This window comes from Psychromonas sp. (assembly GCF_041586535.1).
Classification (GTDB): Bacteria; Pseudomonadota; Gammaproteobacteria; order Enterobacterales; family Psychromonadaceae; genus Psychromonas.
Genome location: NZ_JBFGZY010000099.1, coordinates 1 through 15,364, shown reverse-complemented (window position 1 = coordinate 15,364; position 15,364 = coordinate 1). Strand labels below are relative to the sequence as shown.

General features: G+C 42.0%; 19 protein-coding genes. 7 read left to right on the top strand and 12 right to left on the bottom strand.

Features of this window, described 5'->3' with window-relative positions; genetic code table 11:
* Positions 1-402: 402 nt before the first annotated feature.
* The 8 genes from ABZA00_RS11775 to ABZA00_RS11740 all read right to left on the bottom strand — a co-directional run bounded on the left by ABZA00_RS11775 (position 403) and on the right by ABZA00_RS11740 (position 8,526).
* Positions 403-864: an Lrp/AsnC family transcriptional regulator gene (locus tag ABZA00_RS11775; RefSeq protein WP_372882359.1), complete on the bottom strand. Its 462-nt coding sequence runs from the start codon at positions 862-864 to the stop codon at positions 403-405.
* Positions 865-1,495: 631 nt separating this feature from the next.
* A complete protein-coding gene (locus tag ABZA00_RS11770) occupies positions 1,496-1,951 on the bottom strand; it encodes a hypothetical protein (RefSeq protein WP_372882358.1) in 456 nt (151 codons plus the stop codon).
* Positions 1,952-2,161: 210 nt separating this feature from the next.
* Positions 2,162-4,333 (bottom strand): DNA helicase II, encoded by a 2,172-nt coding sequence (gene uvrD / locus ABZA00_RS11765; RefSeq protein ID WP_372882357.1) that lies wholly within the window; start codon positions 4,331-4,333, stop codon positions 2,162-2,164.
* A 38-nt stretch (positions 4,334-4,371) separates the two neighbouring features.
* A complete protein-coding gene (locus ABZA00_RS11760; RefSeq protein ID WP_372882356.1) occupies positions 4,372-5,079 on the bottom strand; it encodes an HAD-IA family hydrolase in 708 nt (235 codons plus the stop codon).
* Between the two features lie 19 nt (positions 5,080-5,098).
* Positions 5,099-5,998 (bottom strand): tyrosine recombinase XerC, encoded by a 900-nt coding sequence (xerC, locus tag ABZA00_RS11755; protein WP_372882355.1) that lies wholly within the window; start codon positions 5,996-5,998, stop codon positions 5,099-5,101.
* Between the two features lie 96 nt (positions 5,999-6,094).
* The gene (dapF, locus tag ABZA00_RS11750) at positions 6,095-6,922 is read right to left on the bottom strand and encodes a diaminopimelate epimerase (RefSeq protein WP_372882354.1); all 828 of its coding nucleotides are present in this window, start codon (positions 6,920-6,922) and stop codon (positions 6,095-6,097) included.
* Positions 6,923-6,985: 63 nt separating this feature from the next.
* A complete protein-coding gene (lysA, locus tag ABZA00_RS11745) occupies positions 6,986-8,251 on the bottom strand; it encodes a diaminopimelate decarboxylase (RefSeq protein ID WP_372882353.1) in 1,266 nt (421 codons plus the stop codon).
* 80 nt (positions 8,252-8,331) lie between these two features.
* The gene (locus ABZA00_RS11740; RefSeq protein WP_372882352.1) at positions 8,332-8,526 is read right to left on the bottom strand and encodes a lipoprotein; all 195 of its coding nucleotides are present in this window, start codon (positions 8,524-8,526) and stop codon (positions 8,332-8,334) included.
* 134 nt (positions 8,527-8,660) lie between these two features.
* Here ABZA00_RS11740 and cyaY point away from each other — a divergent pair, with 134 nt between their 5' ends.
* From cyaY to ABZA00_RS11720, 4 genes are all read left to right on the top strand, one after another.
* Positions 8,661-8,975 carry an iron donor protein CyaY gene (cyaY, locus tag ABZA00_RS11735; RefSeq protein ID WP_372882351.1) on the top strand — a complete coding sequence of 105 codons (315 nt, stop codon included), beginning with the start codon at positions 8,661-8,663 and terminating at the stop codon, positions 8,973-8,975.
* Between the two features lie 123 nt (positions 8,976-9,098).
* Positions 9,099-9,338 carry a hypothetical protein gene (locus ABZA00_RS11730; RefSeq protein ID WP_372882350.1) on the top strand — a complete coding sequence of 80 codons (240 nt, stop codon included), beginning with the start codon at positions 9,099-9,101 and terminating at the stop codon, positions 9,336-9,338.
* Positions 9,339-9,353: 15 nt separating this feature from the next.
* The gene (coaD, locus tag ABZA00_RS11725; RefSeq protein WP_372882349.1) at positions 9,354-9,839 is read left to right on the top strand and encodes a pantetheine-phosphate adenylyltransferase; all 486 of its coding nucleotides are present in this window, start codon (positions 9,354-9,356) and stop codon (positions 9,837-9,839) included.
* Between the two features lie 846 nt (positions 9,840-10,685).
* Entirely contained in the window at positions 10,686-10,907 is a 222-nt protein-coding gene (locus tag ABZA00_RS11720; protein WP_372882348.1) for a hypothetical protein, read from the top strand.
* 39 nt (positions 10,908-10,946) lie between these two features.
* On the opposite strand, the gene mutM is transcribed toward ABZA00_RS11720, so the two are convergent.
* Positions 10,947-11,759 carry a bifunctional DNA-formamidopyrimidine glycosylase/DNA-(apurinic or apyrimidinic site) lyase gene (mutM, locus tag ABZA00_RS11715; RefSeq protein ID WP_372882347.1) on the bottom strand — a complete coding sequence of 271 codons (813 nt, stop codon included), beginning with the start codon at positions 11,757-11,759 and terminating at the stop codon, positions 10,947-10,949.
* A 61-nt stretch (positions 11,760-11,820) separates the two neighbouring features.
* On the opposite strand from mutM, the gene ABZA00_RS11710 reads away from it, so the two are divergent.
* Complete coding sequence (locus ABZA00_RS11710; RefSeq protein WP_372882346.1) at positions 11,821-12,330, top strand: hypothetical protein; 510 nt, start codon at positions 11,821-11,823, stop codon at positions 12,328-12,330.
* A gap of 59 nt (positions 12,331-12,389) precedes the next feature.
* Here the strand turns inward: ABZA00_RS11710 and rpmG are convergent, their stop codons facing one another.
* The 3 genes from rpmG to radC all read right to left on the bottom strand — a co-directional run bounded on the left by rpmG (position 12,390) and on the right by radC (position 13,606).
* A complete protein-coding gene (gene rpmG, locus ABZA00_RS11705; RefSeq protein ID WP_011768487.1) occupies positions 12,390-12,545 on the bottom strand; it encodes a 50S ribosomal protein L33 in 156 nt (51 codons plus the stop codon).
* Between the two features lie 11 nt (positions 12,546-12,556).
* Complete coding sequence (gene rpmB, locus ABZA00_RS11700) at positions 12,557-12,793, bottom strand: 50S ribosomal protein L28 (RefSeq protein ID WP_028864636.1); 237 nt, start codon at positions 12,791-12,793, stop codon at positions 12,557-12,559.
* A gap of 135 nt (positions 12,794-12,928) precedes the next feature.
* On the bottom strand, positions 12,929-13,606 hold the full coding sequence (gene radC, locus ABZA00_RS11695; protein WP_372882345.1) for a DNA repair protein RadC: 678 nt from the start codon (positions 13,604-13,606) through the stop codon (positions 12,929-12,931).
* 267 nt (positions 13,607-13,873) lie between these two features.
* Here radC and coaBC point away from each other — a divergent pair, with 267 nt between their 5' ends.
* Together coaBC and dut are read left to right on the top strand one after the other, a co-directional pair.
* A complete protein-coding gene (coaBC, locus tag ABZA00_RS11690) occupies positions 13,874-15,109 on the top strand; it encodes a bifunctional phosphopantothenoylcysteine decarboxylase/phosphopantothenate--cysteine ligase CoaBC (RefSeq protein ID WP_372882344.1) in 1,236 nt (411 codons plus the stop codon).
* The coding region (gene dut / locus ABZA00_RS11685; RefSeq protein WP_372882360.1) for a dUTP diphosphatase at positions 15,106-15,364 on the top strand (259 nt) is incomplete at its 3' end. The genes coaBC and dut, both read left to right, overlap by 4 nt.

Here is a 15,364-nt window from a genome sequence, read left to right as displayed (position 1 = left end):
TCTTTCAAAAGAGAGTAATAGATCAAAAAGAGAGATCGGGGTCAATCGTTTTTTTATTTTTTTTCTAATATCTGAGAATTGTGAAACTCAGATCACTATTTTGTTCTGAATCTTAATAATTATTTAGGTGCGGAATGACAGGTAAATATAATGTGGACTAGCCTGTGATGTCGTTAAAAAAGCAGTGCCTGCGAGAGCCAAAATGGTCGCAGGTGAGGAAAGTGTATGAAGATCTAGCGGGTCTAAATAGAAAACTTAACGCAGTATGCGACCATTTGGCCGCTCCCGAAGGGCGAAGCCAACAATCGCTCATTTTGCGCTGTGCCAGCTTGAAAGAGTTTTCTATTGCTTCGCTAACAGGCCTGGCCTGAGCGATTTGTCGTCTGCTTTAGCGATCCTGCGCTAACAGATAGTGGCAATACCGCTTTCTTTAATGCGATCCAGTACAATCGAAGTCTTAATATGGGAAATTAATTTGGTTTGAAACAAGCGTGAAATCAGATCGTTTAAGCAGGGGAGATCTTCCACTACCATTTTAAGCAAATAATCCGCGTCACCAGTATTTTTGTAGGCATCGATGATGGTTGGTTCATTGGCAACAAAGTGCTGAAAATTTGCTGCCATTTCATTCTCATGGTTGGTGAGTTTCACCTCCACCATTGCCATAATCTCCTGTTTGAGCGCCTTTGGTGCTATGCGGGCGTGATAGCCTAAAATAAGCTGTTGCTGTTCTAAGCTAATGCGGCGGCGTGAACATTGCGAAGGTGATAAACCTACCATTTCACTAAGCTCTTGATTGGTCAGGCGGCCATTTTCCTGTAACAGCGTTAACATCTTCACATCATATTCATCGATACTCGGCATAACTTACTTTCTCCTTTTGTGGGGGGGATAGTCTAGCAAATAAGTATGCTTGCTGCTCTTTAGAATTACCCATTACGGGAGCCTGGAAACCTTGCGATCTGTTTTGAGCAATCACAAAACCCATTTGGGCCTTGCCCTTCGGGAGCGCCTAAAAATCGCTCATTCTGCGTTGCGCCAGCTCGAAAGAGATCTCTATTCCTTCGCCAACGCGCCTTGCCCGAGCGATTTTCAGTCTGCTCTGGTGTTCGTGTTTTAAATTACATGGTGCTCTATACCCATGTTACTTCAAAATGCTTTGTCAGGCACGAGCTTGGAAATCAGAGCAAGGCGCAACATGAAGTAATGGTTACTCCCTTTTCGATTGGTGCAACGCAGAACTGGTTTTCGAGCTCGCGCCCCGTAGGGCAAGGGAAATTGCACCAATCTGCTTTGTTATAAAATCTCCCTGTAGAATAACTAGACTTCAATTTTATGTCTGGCATCTCGGCACAATTGACCTTGCTGACTTTGCATCTTGAAGTATCATGGGTATAGATATTTGTTATGCTAGCGAAGACAGGGGAGGCGCGGCTGTGGTTTAGCTTTGAAAAACGGAAATTGATTTTCCGTCTTTCTTCAAATTAATAGCGGATTACATATATTCAAATTCATTACTGGCCATTATGACCTGATGCAGCGTTTCTTCCTCTTGGCTGGCTAAATTTTCAAGCGCTATTTCGGCCTCTATCGTCGTTGAATTAAAGGCTGCTGTCTGCATTAACTCTATAAGTTGTATGTCAAAGTTCATTGCCAAAGCAACAACATCATCAATTGATAGCTCTTCCTGTAATTTCATCTGCTCACACTTCATCGGGAAACTTTGATCAAACATATTATCTAACCAGGTTTCCAATAAACTTTGCGGAGCGACTTTAGTGTATTCCTGAAGGTGCAGGTAGGATAGCTGCTCTTTATTCCTTACAAAATCGAGGAACAATTTTACTTTATCATCAGTCGATTCGAGGCTAAGCCGGTGGTAAAGGGAAGCAAGTGCCTTATGACACTCCTCGACGTAGGAAAGAAAGTCTTTAATGGGTTTGAAGTGCATAACAAACTCCTCTATATGATTATTTCAGAGCATTATTAATACTGAAGCTATCATCGAATCACCCATCGAATCAGTGATTTTTCAGTATTGTTGAAAGCAATATGTAAAGTCTAGTTAAGCTTTTCAAATTTCAGAACAAAAAGTGGTTTGTTTTTGTCTTTTTTATGTCATTTTATTGTCTGTTTTTCCAAGATGATTAAGATCAGTTACTTATACCGCTTCTAAACGCGCGTAAGCGGTCATTAACCATTTGCTTCCGACACCCATAAAATGCACCTGCAAGCGGCTGTTCTCCCCGCTGCCTTCTTGCGCCGTGATAGTACCTTCTCCAAATTTGGGATGTTTTACCTGTTGACCCAGGGTAAATCCCAAATCATTCTGGCTTTCAGCGGTAAACGCCGGCGGACTAATTTTTGGCGGCTGCATTCTCCGTACCTGCGTTTTAAGGCGGATATACTCAATATCCTGTTCCGGCAGTTCGCTGATAAAACGCGATGGTGAGTGAAATTTTTCCTGTCCGTATAAACGGCGGCTTTCCGCATGGCAAAGCGTCAGCTTCTGCATCGCCCGTGTCATACCGACATAGCAAAGGCGACGCTCTTCTGCTAAACGTACTTCGTCCTCAGCAGATTGCTGTCCGGGGAACATACCTTCTTCTACACCGACCATAAACACCTGCGGGAACTCTAGCCCTTTGGCCGCGTGCATGGTCATTAACTGTACCGCATCTTCAAACTCGTCAGCCTGATTGTCGCCAGACTCCAATGCCGCATAAGCAAGAAATGCGGTAAGCTCATCCATATCCTGCTCTTCTTCCGGAATAACAAATGATTTTGTTGCAGAAACCAGCTCCTGTAAGTTTTCGATACGGCTACGGGATTTTTCACCTTTTTCATTTTCAAACATACTGTGCAGACCGGAATGGGCTATTACATGATCGACAATCTGAAAAAGAGGCAACTCCGAGGTTTCTGTTTTAAAACGGTTTATTAATTCGATAAAACCGGATAATGAATTTTTTGCCCCCGCACTCAATTGTTTCTGCTCAATTAAATACAAGCTCGCCTGCCACATGGTATAACCCTGCTCGCGGGCACAAAGTCGAATTTTATCCAGGGTGGTGTTGCCGATTTTACGTTTAGGTTTATTGATAATACGTTCAAAAGCCGCATCATCCTGATGATTATTCATCAGACGCAGATAAGCGACACTGTCTTTTATCTCTAAACGGTCAAAAAATCGCTGCCCCCCGTAGATATGGTAAGGGATCTGCTGCGCCATTAACTGTTCTTCAAAGAGGCGGGATTGCGCATTGCTGCGGTATAAAATGGCGCACTCCGCAAGTTTTTTACCGCTATTTTGCCATGCCTGCAGCTGTGAGGTGACGTAACGTGTTTCATCGTAATCATTAAACGCACTGTAAATGGCAATGCTCTGGCCATCGTCGCCGCTGGTCCACAATTCTTTACCCAGGCGGTCCTTGTTATTTTTTATCAGATGGTTAGAGGCATTTAATATATGTCCGGTAGAGCGGTAGTTCTGCTCCAAACGCACCGTGACCGGGTTGATTTTTTCCTTTAAAAAACGTTGAATATTTTCAATATCAGCACCACGCCATCCGTATATTGACTGATCGTCATCGCCGACAATGGTCAGATAGTTATTGTTATCAGTAAGCAGATTTAACCAGGCATACTGCAGTTTATTGGTATCCTGAAACTCATCAACCAGGACATGACGGAATCGTTGTTGATAGTGTAATAACAGTGCCGGGTTATTTAATAATAACTCGTGGGCACGTAATAATAATTCTGCAAAATCAACCAGCCCGGCGAGTTGGCAGGCTTCTTCGTAAGCCTGATAAACCTGCAGGCGCTGTTTTTCCTGCAGGCTGTAACCTACCTGGATATGCTTTGCCCGCAGCCCTTCATCTTTTTTATCGTTGATATACCACTGCAGCTCTTTGGCCGGATAGTATTTTTCATCTAAATTAAGAGTTTTGATAATACGTTTGATCATCTTTTGCTGATCATCGCTATCAATTATCTGAAACTGCTCTGGCAGACCTGCTTCATGATGATGCAGGCGTAATAAACGGTGGGCAATACCATGGAAAGTCCCTATCCACATGCCGCCGATATGATGCGGACAAATTTCAGCAATACGTCCGCGCATCTCTTTCGCTGCTTTGTTGGTAAAAGTTACTGCCAGAATAGCGAATGTTGGAATGTTCTCTACCTGCATTAGCCATGCAATACGATGGGTCAGCACCCGTGTTTTACCGCTGCCTGCGCCGGCTAACACTAACATGTTTTGCTCGGGTGCAGAAACTGCGGCACGCTGGTGATCATTTAAACCATCAAGTAAGTAAGAGACATCCATAACAATAAACCTGTTTATTTATTCAGTAATAGCGGGAATTATAGCAGTTTATATAATTGATCTAAACGGCTGATTTCAACCGTTGGTAATAACATTGCACCATTGAGAGATTGTTTATTGGGATTAAACCAGACAGCCTGCGCGCCGTTGTTTTGCGCTCCGTAGACATCACTGATCAGGTGATCACCAACATGCAGAATATCGCTGACTTCAATGTGCAGACGCCGGGCTGCTTCAATAAACAGGTCGGCCTCCGGTTTGGATTTAAAACCATTGCCTGCTTTTAGAATAAATTTAAATTTATCATGAAGTTGGATTTGAAACTCATCAACATTACCATTAGTTATGGCAATCACAGGAACACTTTCCGCTAACTTTTCCAATAGTTGTAAACTTTCCTGCGGTACTACAAAGTCACTGCGCAGCTTTAAAAACTCTGTAAAGGCATGGCGGGCATATTCAATTGCCTTAACTTCCGGAATGCCATAAATAATCATAATCCTGGTAAGTGTTTTAATTCGCCATAAAGAAACATCATGTTTAACTTCCGGAAACTCTGTCGCTTCAATCTCTTTGTATAACGACCACTGGTGTTCTGTTAATTCTGCCAGTTCAGGGTAGGTAGCGTTGAGGTGTTTAATAATCGACTGATTGGCTTTTTCGATTACCGGATGATTGTCGTACAGGGTATCATCCAGATCAAAACTGATTGCTTTAAAAGGTTTCATTGCTCGGTAGTATTTCATAAAAATCTATCCTGACTGGTTATTTTTTACGTTTGGCCCGCGGGTGTGCCTGATCATAAATTTTTGATAAATGCTGGAAATCAAGGTGGGTGTAGACCTGAGTAGTGGCTAAATCCGCATGGCCCAATAATGTCTGTACTGCACGCAGGTTACCGCTTGATTCGAGCATATGGGTGGCGAATGAATGGCGCAGCTTGTGCGGATTAATATGACTTGGTAAGGCTTGCTTCAATCCCCATTTTTCCATTCTGGCCTGGACATTACGCGTCGATATTCTTTGTTTTTGCTTGGATACGAAGAGGGCTTTTTCACCCGGATTACAAAATTCAGTGCGTATTTTTAGCCAGCCTTTAAGGGTAACAACTGCTTTCTCGGTAATAGGTAATAATCGTTGTTTACTGCCTTTACCTGTGACCATTACCTCTTTTGCAGATAACTTAACATCCTGTAAGTCAATGTTTACCAACTCACTGAGGCGCAGTCCGGAAGAGTACATTAGCTCCATCATGCATTGATCACGAATGCTTAGCGGATCTTTTTCATCAATATCAAGCAGTTGAAACATATCGTCAACGGAGATATTTTTTGGCAACGGTTTATCAAGTTTAGGGGCAGATATTCCCTTTGCCGGGTTGCTGGTTAAAATATCAAACTGTACCAAATAGTCTAAAAAAGATCGCAGTGCGGAAAGTTTGGTGGCGATAGAGCGGGCTTTCAGGCCGTTTTTATGCAGATCTTTCACCATTAAGCGCACAATATGGCTGTCTAATTCTGTCCAGGAGGTTATCTTTTTTTCCTTTAACAGAACCACAAATTCCATTAAATTGCGTCGGTAGTTGGTAATGGTTACCGGACTTAAACCGCGCTGGCTGGCGATATGATTTAAATAGTTATCGATAAGGGGCTGTAAAGCGGACATAGTGATACCATTATTATCGTAGAGAAAATAAAAAGTGTTATTTTTCTTAAAAACAGAAAAACAACACTATTTCGCATAACTTGTTAATAATGGAGTTTAGATTTGAATTTGTCCATCAAAGACAAATTCCGCAGGACCGCTCATTCGCACGCTTTGTCCCGGTTGCCAAAAAAAGCGCAGCTTACCGCCGGGCAGTTCAATAGTGCAGTGAGTATTCAGTTTATCCTGTAATTGACCAATTACGGCAGCCGCACAGGCACCTGTACCACAGGCCAGGGTTTCACCTACACCTCTTTCCCAAACCCTTAAGCGCGCGCTGTCCCGGCTTAGTATTTGTAAAAAACCGACATTCACTTTATTCGGAAAACGCTCATGATTTTCCAGTAAAGGACCTAAGGTATCTACCGGCGCGGTATCAACATCATCCACTAATACCACACAGTGTGGATTACCCATAGAAACTGCACCGCACATAACGGTGTGATCTTCAACCCGCAGTATGTATGTTTTTTCCTCTTTTTTGGCAATAAAAGGAATTTTGGCGGGCTCTAAAATGGGCTTACCCATGTCCACTGTGATATTGCCATCTTGTTCAATTTTAAGCTGAATTTTACCATTGGCAGTACTGACATTAATCACCCGCTTTTGCGTTAACCCTTTCATTTTAACAAAACGGGCAAAACAACGCGCGCCATTACCGCATTGCTCTACTTCACTGCCATCAGCGTTAAAAATACGGTAATGAAAATCCAACTCAGGATCATAAGGAGGTTCAATCATTAATAATTGGTCAAAACCAACACCAAAATTACGATCCGCCAAACGGCGGATCGCATCTTTAGAAAGAAAGACATTTTGCGTTACGTTATCAATGACCAGAAAGTCATTACCTAATCCATGCATTTTAGAAAATTGAATATTCATTATTTCTCGTTGTTTAACTTCACTCAGATAGTCTAGCAGACGCCAACAGCATCATGTAAAAAATTACTCAGGTAAAACGTGCTCGCCACGCCATAAGTCTTTAAGCTCTTCACGCTCCCGTACCACGAAAGCTTTTTCGCCATCGACTAATATTTCCGCAGCCCGGCAACGCGAGTTGTAATTTGAGCTCATGGTGGCGCCGTATGCCCCTGCGCTTCGGATAACCAGATGATCACCTTCAGCCAGAGCAAGCTGACGCTCTTTACCTAAAAAGTCACCTGTTTCACAAATAGGGCCGACAATATCATAGCTGCGTACAGGGCGATCTTTGCCGTCATTATGGTTCTTATTAAGTGGAATAATATTCTGCCATGCGCTGTATAACGCGGGACGAATTAAGTCGTTCATGGCCGCATCGACAATCGCAAAATTTTTGTGATCATTAAGTTTTAAAAATTCAACTTTGGTTACCAGCACACCCGCATTTGCCATAATAGCGCGGCCGGGTTCAAAAATAAGTTTAAGCTTTCTGCCTGCCATTCTGTTAATGATTGCAGTCATATATTCAGTCGGCTCCGGCGGTGTTTCTTTGTCATAAGGCACGCCTAAACCGCCGCCCAGATCCAGATGGGAGATGGTGATACCCTGCTCCGCAAGCTGATCAATTAAGATTAACAATTTATCTAATGCTTCAATAAAGGGGGCTATTTCTGTTAACTGAGAACCGATATGGCAATCGACACCTTTGACTTCCAGAAACTCAAGTTCCTGGACGATTTGATAAACCTCTGATGCTTTTTCTATCTCAATACCGAATTTGTTTTCTTTTAAACCTGTTGATATATAAGGATGCGTGCCGGCATCAATATTCGGGTTAATACGGATTGAAATCGGTGCTTTAACATTCAGCTCTTTAGCAACGGCATTAATCCGGTAAAGCTCGGAAATCGATTCAACATTAAAGCAGAGAATGTTCGCCTGTAATGCGGCAGATATTTCAGCTTCTGTTTTACCTACGCCGGAAAAAACCACTTTTTTAGGATCGCCACCGGCTTGAATAACACGCATCAGCTCACCGACAGAAACAATATCAAAACCGGAGCCCATACGCGCCATCAGATTTAATACGGCCAAATTAGAGTTTGCTTTAACTGCGTAACAGATAAGATGGGGGTGCTTGCCTGCAGCGTGATCAAAAGCCTGCCAGTGACGCTCTATGGTGGCACGCGAATAGATATAAGCTGGTGTCCCCGCTTTTTCAATTACCTGCTGTACAGGTAATCCTTCAACAAAAAGACGGCCATCATTTTGATAATTAAAGTGATCCAATTTCAAATCCTTGTTATTTACTTAACTATTTTATAAATTAATGTATTACAAAGAGAATTTCAGCTTAAAAACTGTTTCTCTTATTCGCTTGCGGAGGCTTTTATTGCGTCGCTATCAAGAAGTTCGCGCGAAGATTGTACTTCTTCAGGTGCTGTATTTTGCTGTTCAGCAGCAGGCGCCGGTTTTGGGGTCCTATAAAGTGGTCCACTCATGCCACAGCCTGCTAATAAACTGACAAAAAGCAGGTTTGTAATTAATAACTTAATACTTTTCATGCTTTTCCCAATGCGTTGTTTTCACGCCGTATTAACAAGGAAGTTATTACTCCTTACCTATACAGATTTCTGCACCTTTAAGCAGTTTGTGTATATAATCGCATTTCATTGTTCAAAAGCAAAGGGGAAGTAATGTGAATGATAGTGAATTTCTGCAATTAGCTGATCAGCTTTACCAAAATATCGAAGAGTGTATCGAGGAATCCGGTGCGGATGTAGATTATGATCAGAATGGCGGCCTGCTAACGCTTGAGTTTGAAAACCGGAGCAAATTGATTATTAATCGTCAGCAACCTCTGCACCAGATTTGGTTGGCAACGCTGGAGAATGGTCATCATTATGATTATAAGGACGGGAAATGGATAGATGATCGCAGTGGCGATGAATTTTTAAGCTTTTTATCTGCGGCTATCTTCAAACAATCAAAAGAAAAGGTCGATTTTAGTTAGATTTGCCGGAGAATAGGTTTCCCAGCAGAATTGATTTTAAATAAAATAGGTAGGCTTGTTTTCTTGTACAATGTTTTTATTTTCTTAAAAGAAAATACCTGTACATAATAAAGGGAGTTAATTATGTTTAAATTGTTTTTTGTTTATCCTTTTGTCGCATTGATTATTGTCTGGCTTGCCAGTGACACTCAAGTAGGCGCTTCAGTGTATGATATGCATGACAACTATATTTCTCTCGAATTCCCAAGGGCAAGTTTACGCTCAGCAGAAAACCCTGAACCCTGGTACAGTTTTTACTGGAATGCAGACTCGGCTCAGGAAGGCTTAAAAAAAATTAATGATGCTGTTGTTAAGCATCAATGATAGTGGCTGAATAAAATGAAAACAGTTGTTTTTCCGGGTTCATTTGATCCGGTTACCTTAGGTCATATTGATCTGATCACCCGGGCAAGTAAATTAGCGGCAAAAGTCATTATTGCCGTCGCCGTTAATACCAGCAAAAAACCGCTATTTAATTTAACTGAGCGTTGTGATTTGGTGTCTGAATCAATCGCTCACTTAAGCGGTGTTGAAGTGATCCCTTTTTCCGGCTTATTAGCTGATTTTGCGAAGGAGCATAATGCCCAGGCGCTGATCAGAGGCATACGCGGCAGCACAGACGCGGATTATGAACTGCAGCTTGCGCAGGTAAACAAAGTCTTAAATCCTGAATTGGAAACGCTTCTGTTACCGGCCAATGCGGCAACCGGGTTTATCTCTTCAACTGTGGTCAAAGAAGTCTTTAAACATGATGGTGATATTGGCTCTCTTGCACCGTCTTGCGTTAAAGAAGCTCTGCTTAATAAGCAATTACAACGCCCATAATAACAGCTGATGGTTTACCTTTTTCTACTCTTAGCAAAGCCGCTGTTCTGCAGGAGGTTATTTAACTTTCATCAAGGGGCGTGGGCTTCAGCCCGCAAAGGGAAAGGTTTACTTTTTATTACCTTTCTCCACTATATTGATGGAGCCTAACAGTATTGATTTGTTAATAGGCCTTCGCTTGTTAGCATAGATGCAACCTTCATTGTTGGTCTTCCGCTCTTGACGGCGGGTTACTTTTTCTCAACAGCAAGAGAAAAGTAACCAAAAGAGTGCCGTTCCGAGACGTTTTTTTATCTTGATAAATAAATCCCTTTTTAACGCATCGGCTTGGACAGCACATCCATGTGCAGAGCCAAGCCTAGTGAAAACGTCCTGTTTTCACTTGCTAAAGGAATTGATTGATCAAGAAAAACGTACGGAAATTGCCTAGCCGCTTTGGCATTACTCGTATAACGGTTTCATTTTTAAATCAATGCAACAAATTTAAAACCAATAATCAATCCATTGATATCAGGCTGAAATAGCGAATCAAAAACTTGTCTCTAATTAATGCCTCTTGAACATAAAAACGTTTTTTCATTTGCTGGTTTTTCTAAGTCTAAATAGCTAAATGAGTTTGAATTACGTTTAGTCAAAAAGGTTGGATATATACTTTTACTTTATATGCAATTCAACTAATTAAAATGTCAAACCAAAACGGCTAAGTATCTCCCGTCCATTTTTCTTGTTATGAACAACGGCTTTAGCAAGAAAAATCATGGAGGATTTTTGTAATCTCAGCCAGTACAGGGATGTAATGTCTGAGATGGTGCGTAAAAAAGCAGGTGGGCATGGGAAGATCAAAAAATGGCTCGGGCAGCCTTTCTTTTGGTTACTTTTCTTTGGCTGTGCAAAGAAAAGCAACACGCCGTCAAGGGCGGAATACCAACAATAAAAGTTAAACCATTAGCTATCAAGCGAAAGCATGCAACCAAACCAATACTGCTACAAGCGAAGTCCTGCAAAGTAGTTAATCGGCTGGGTAATTCAAATCATCAGTTAATTGCGGCGGAAAAGAAAGAAGGCTAAAGCCTTCGCCCCCAAACAATGAAAGTTAAAGCACTCGCTTTAGCGCTGACATTTCGGGCAATAAACGCTGTTCCTTGCTGCAAGCTTAAGCGCTTTTAGTTCGGTTTGGCAGCGGGGGCAACTTTCGCCCGCTTTACCGTATACATGCAGCGTCTGTTGAAAATATCCCGGTTTACCATCACTTCCGACAAAATCTTTCAGTGTCGTTCCGCCTTGTTGTATCGCCTGCGTTAAAATTTCTTTAATCGCATCAACTAAAACCTGATAACGTTTTTCCGAGATATTACCCGCAGCTCTTATTGGCGAAATGCCGCTGCTAAATAACGCTTCAGTCGCATAAATATTGCCTACACCAGTAACAATTTTTTGATCCATAATAAATTGCTTTACCGGCAATTTACGGTTTCTGGAGAGTTTATATAAATACTGCGCGGTAAAGTCACTGCTGAGGGGCTCCGGGCCTAATTTGTAAAGCAGAGGGGATTGTTCCGGCGTTAAGCCCAACCATAAAATAGCGCCAAAACGGCGTGGATCAGTAAAGCGTAATAAACAGTCGTCGAAAATGATATCGGCATGGTCATGTTTTTTTGCCGGGGTAGCAAGAGGACAAATCCGTAAACTGCCAGACATGCCCAGATGAATTAATAAAGTGCCATTAGCAAAGTTGAACAGCAGATATTTAGCCCTGCGCTCTATGGAAATTAAAATATTATCAGCAAGGAGGGATAATAAATCCTGCGGTATTTTCCAGCGCAGCTGGGTATGGCGCAGGACAACATCTTTGACCGCTTTATTGATTAAATGCGGGCTGATTCCCCTTCGGCTGGTTTCTACTTCAGGCAATTCCGGCACGACAACTTCCTCTTTGAACTAACATTAGCTTATCAGTGTACTGACTCTCTGGAGAAAATCTATGTTTGCTTTACCTACCTGGCTGGTGGTTTTGACTGGTCTGCTATTTAATATTTCTTCCGCGTTGGTAACACATTTTATTATCGAGGGGAAAGATCAGCAAGTTAGTATTCTGTCCAGCGAGGCGACGCGCAATGCTAAAGAGATAGATCTTTTCTGGACACAAATCGAAGGTATTGAGCGCAAGCGGGAAACCTTGTACCTGTTATTAAATCAGGGGGGATTGACTGATAATATCAGGCAACAATTTACAGCCTTATTAAAAACACATCTGCAGCAGGAAAGTCTGCCCCTGTCGCTGCAAAATATCAATACGTTAGATCGGCAGATTAATGACTACCAGGATCAACTCCGTGAAAGAATAGATAATAAATATTTTTTGAATTTGGAGTTGGCTGAGTTGGAGATGGTTTTAAAACAACAGATATCGAGATTAAGGAACTGGTCTATATTTCTGCAAATGATCGGCTTATCGCTGATTTTAGCGCGGGATCTGAGCAGAAAAACATAATTTTTAGGTATAAAAAAACCCGGTATAAACCGGGCTTTTTCATTCAGACTAAATCAAAATTACTTGATTTTGCCTTCTTTGTACATAACGTGCTTACGTACTACAGGATCAAACTTTTTGATCTCAAATTTTTCAGGCATCGTCTTTTTATTTTTATCAGTAGTATAAAAATGGCCAGTACCAGCACTTGAATTTAAACGAATTTTATCGCGCATTTTAAAGCTCCTTAAACTTTTTCACCATTGGCACGGATATCAGCTAATACTGCATCAATACCTTTTTTATCGATGATACGCATACCTTTAGTAGTTAAGCGTAGTTTTACAAAACGGTTTTCACTCTCAACCCAGAAACGGTGTGTTTGCAGGTTAGGTAAAAAACGACGTCGTGTGCGGTTCTTTGCGTGTGATACATTATTACCAGTAGCTGGACGCTTACCTGTAACTTGACATACTCTAGACATGTCGTAATTCTCCAAAATAATTGTTTTACTCGAGCAAAATAGTCGAACACCTTTTTTAGCCGTCGCCAAAGGCGTCGAGGGCGCATTTTATACATGATTGAGTATGAAAGATCAACAAAACTCTTAATTTAGGCTCTAAATCCATCCATTTTCGGCAAAAGAGGTACATTTTTTGTGTCCAACGACAAAATGGTCCAACACACGGACGTCGATTAATTGCATCGCAGAAACTATCTTTCGGGTCATTATTTTGTCTGCTTCGCTGGCCCGCGGATCGCCTGAAGGATGATTATGAACCAGAATAATGGCTGCTGCATTTTCGGATAATGCCTTTTGCGCGATAATTCTCGGGTGTACTGTTGCGGAGTCGATTGAACCAAAGAAAAATTCATGGAAGCGGATCACCCGATGTTGCGTATCTAATAATATTGCCGCAAATACTTCGTAGGGTAAGTCATGCATTTTAGCGCTCAGAAAAGCTTTGGTTTGTGCGGCACTGGTTAAAGGCTGGCCTTTATTTAACGGCTCCTGTAAATAACGGATGGACATCTCCAGTACCGCCTGCAACTGCACATATTTTGCCTGACCTAAGCCTCTCTTTTCACAGAAATCAGACTCAGATGCGGCAAATAGGGCATGTAATGAACCAAATTCACTGAGCAGTTGTTTAGCAAGGGTGACGACATCCACTCCTTTGCAGCCGGTACGCAGGAAAATAGCGAGCAGTTCTGCATCAGAAAGCGCGGTTGTGCCTTTGTGCAATAATTTTTCCCGCGGTCTTTCCTGATCCGGCCAATCTTTTAATTTTGTCATAGGATAATTAATTCCAGCCATTAAATCAGATTACAAATCATGAGTTATATTTTCTGAGCTAACATTTCCCTTTATTATCACTTCTGTTTGAATGAGCTTCATCAATATCCAAGGTGAATAAGTGAAATAAACTATTCTTTATCGGATTTCAAATAAGTATAGTGCAGGCGGGAAATTGCTTGTAAATCGGGGGAGATTTATTCACCATTTTATTGATTACTTTGTTATCCTATCGACCTTATTATTTATTATATTGAGTATTTTCTAATGTCTGTTAATCAAACTTTAAGCGGAAAAAAAATATTACTTGGTATCTCCGGTGGTATTGCCGCATATAAATGTGCAGAACTGACGCGCCGTTTAAAAGAGCAGGGCGCCGATGTGCGTATCGTTATGACCGCTGCAGCAAAAGAGTTTATCACTCCGTTAACCATGCAGGCCGTTTCCGGTCATGAAATTGCTGATGACTTGCTGGATCCACGTGCTAAATCCAGTATGGGGCATATTGAACTGGCTAAATGGGCGGATCTCGTTCTGCTGGCGCCGGCAACGGCGAATCTGATTGCCCGGTTACGTGCTGGATTTGCAGATGAATTATTACCGACTTTGTGTTTAGCAACGCCTGCGCCTATTGCTGTCTCACCGGCAATGAATATGGAAATGTATCAAGCTCATGCAACGCAGGAAAATATTGGCGTGTTAGCTGAACGTGGATTTTTGATTTGGGGACCGGGGGAGGGGCCGCAAGCCTGTGGCGATATTGGGCCAGGAAGAATGCTTGAACCCGCTGACTTAGTTAACCATGTTGTCGATTTTTTTGCAGTGAAAAACAGCTTATTAGCCGGAGTGAATATCACTATTACAGCGGGGCCGACACGGGAAGCATTAGACCCTGTACGTTACATCAGTAACCATAGCTCAGGTAAAATGGGCTTTGCATTAGCTGAAGCTGCGCAAAAAATAGGAGCCAATGTAACCCTGATTAGCGGCCCCGTGCAGTTAGATACACCAAAAGGGGTTACCCGGCTCGATGTGATTAGTGCGCTGGATATGCATCAGGCTAGTTTAGCAAACATCCACAACTGCGATATCTTTATCGCCTGTGCGGCTGTCGCTGATTACAGAGCAGAGACGGTTGCTGAACAAAAAATAAAAAAACAGCAGGGTATTGATGAGCTGGCCATTCAATTAATCAGAAACCCGGATATTATTGCAGAAGTATCAAATCATGACCAGCGCCCATTTTGTGTTGCTTTTGCAGCAGAAACACAACATGTTGAAACCCATGCAAAAGATAAATTACAGCGTAAAAATGTAGATTTAATTGCGGCAAACGATGTTGCAAAAGAGGGGCAGGGTTTTAACAGTGAAAAAAATGCGTTAAGCGTGTTTTCTGCCGTTGATAGATTTGATATAACGCTTGCCGATAAAAAAGCGGTTGCCAGCCAACTCCTTGAAATAATAAACCAGCAATACGCTTTGAAAAATAAAGAGATAAAATAATGAAACAAATAGAGCTTAAAATTCTTGATTCCCGTATTGGCAATGAATTTCCGCTTCCAGAGCACGCGACAGCAGGATCTGCCGGAATGGATTTACGTGCCTGTATTGATCAAACATTAATTATTGAGCCGGGAGAAACAAAGTTAATTCCAACCGGGATTGCAATCCATATCGCAGATCCTAAACTGGCGGCAACCATTTTACCGCGCTCAGGGTTAGGCCATAAGCATGGCATCGTGCTGGGAAATTTAGTGG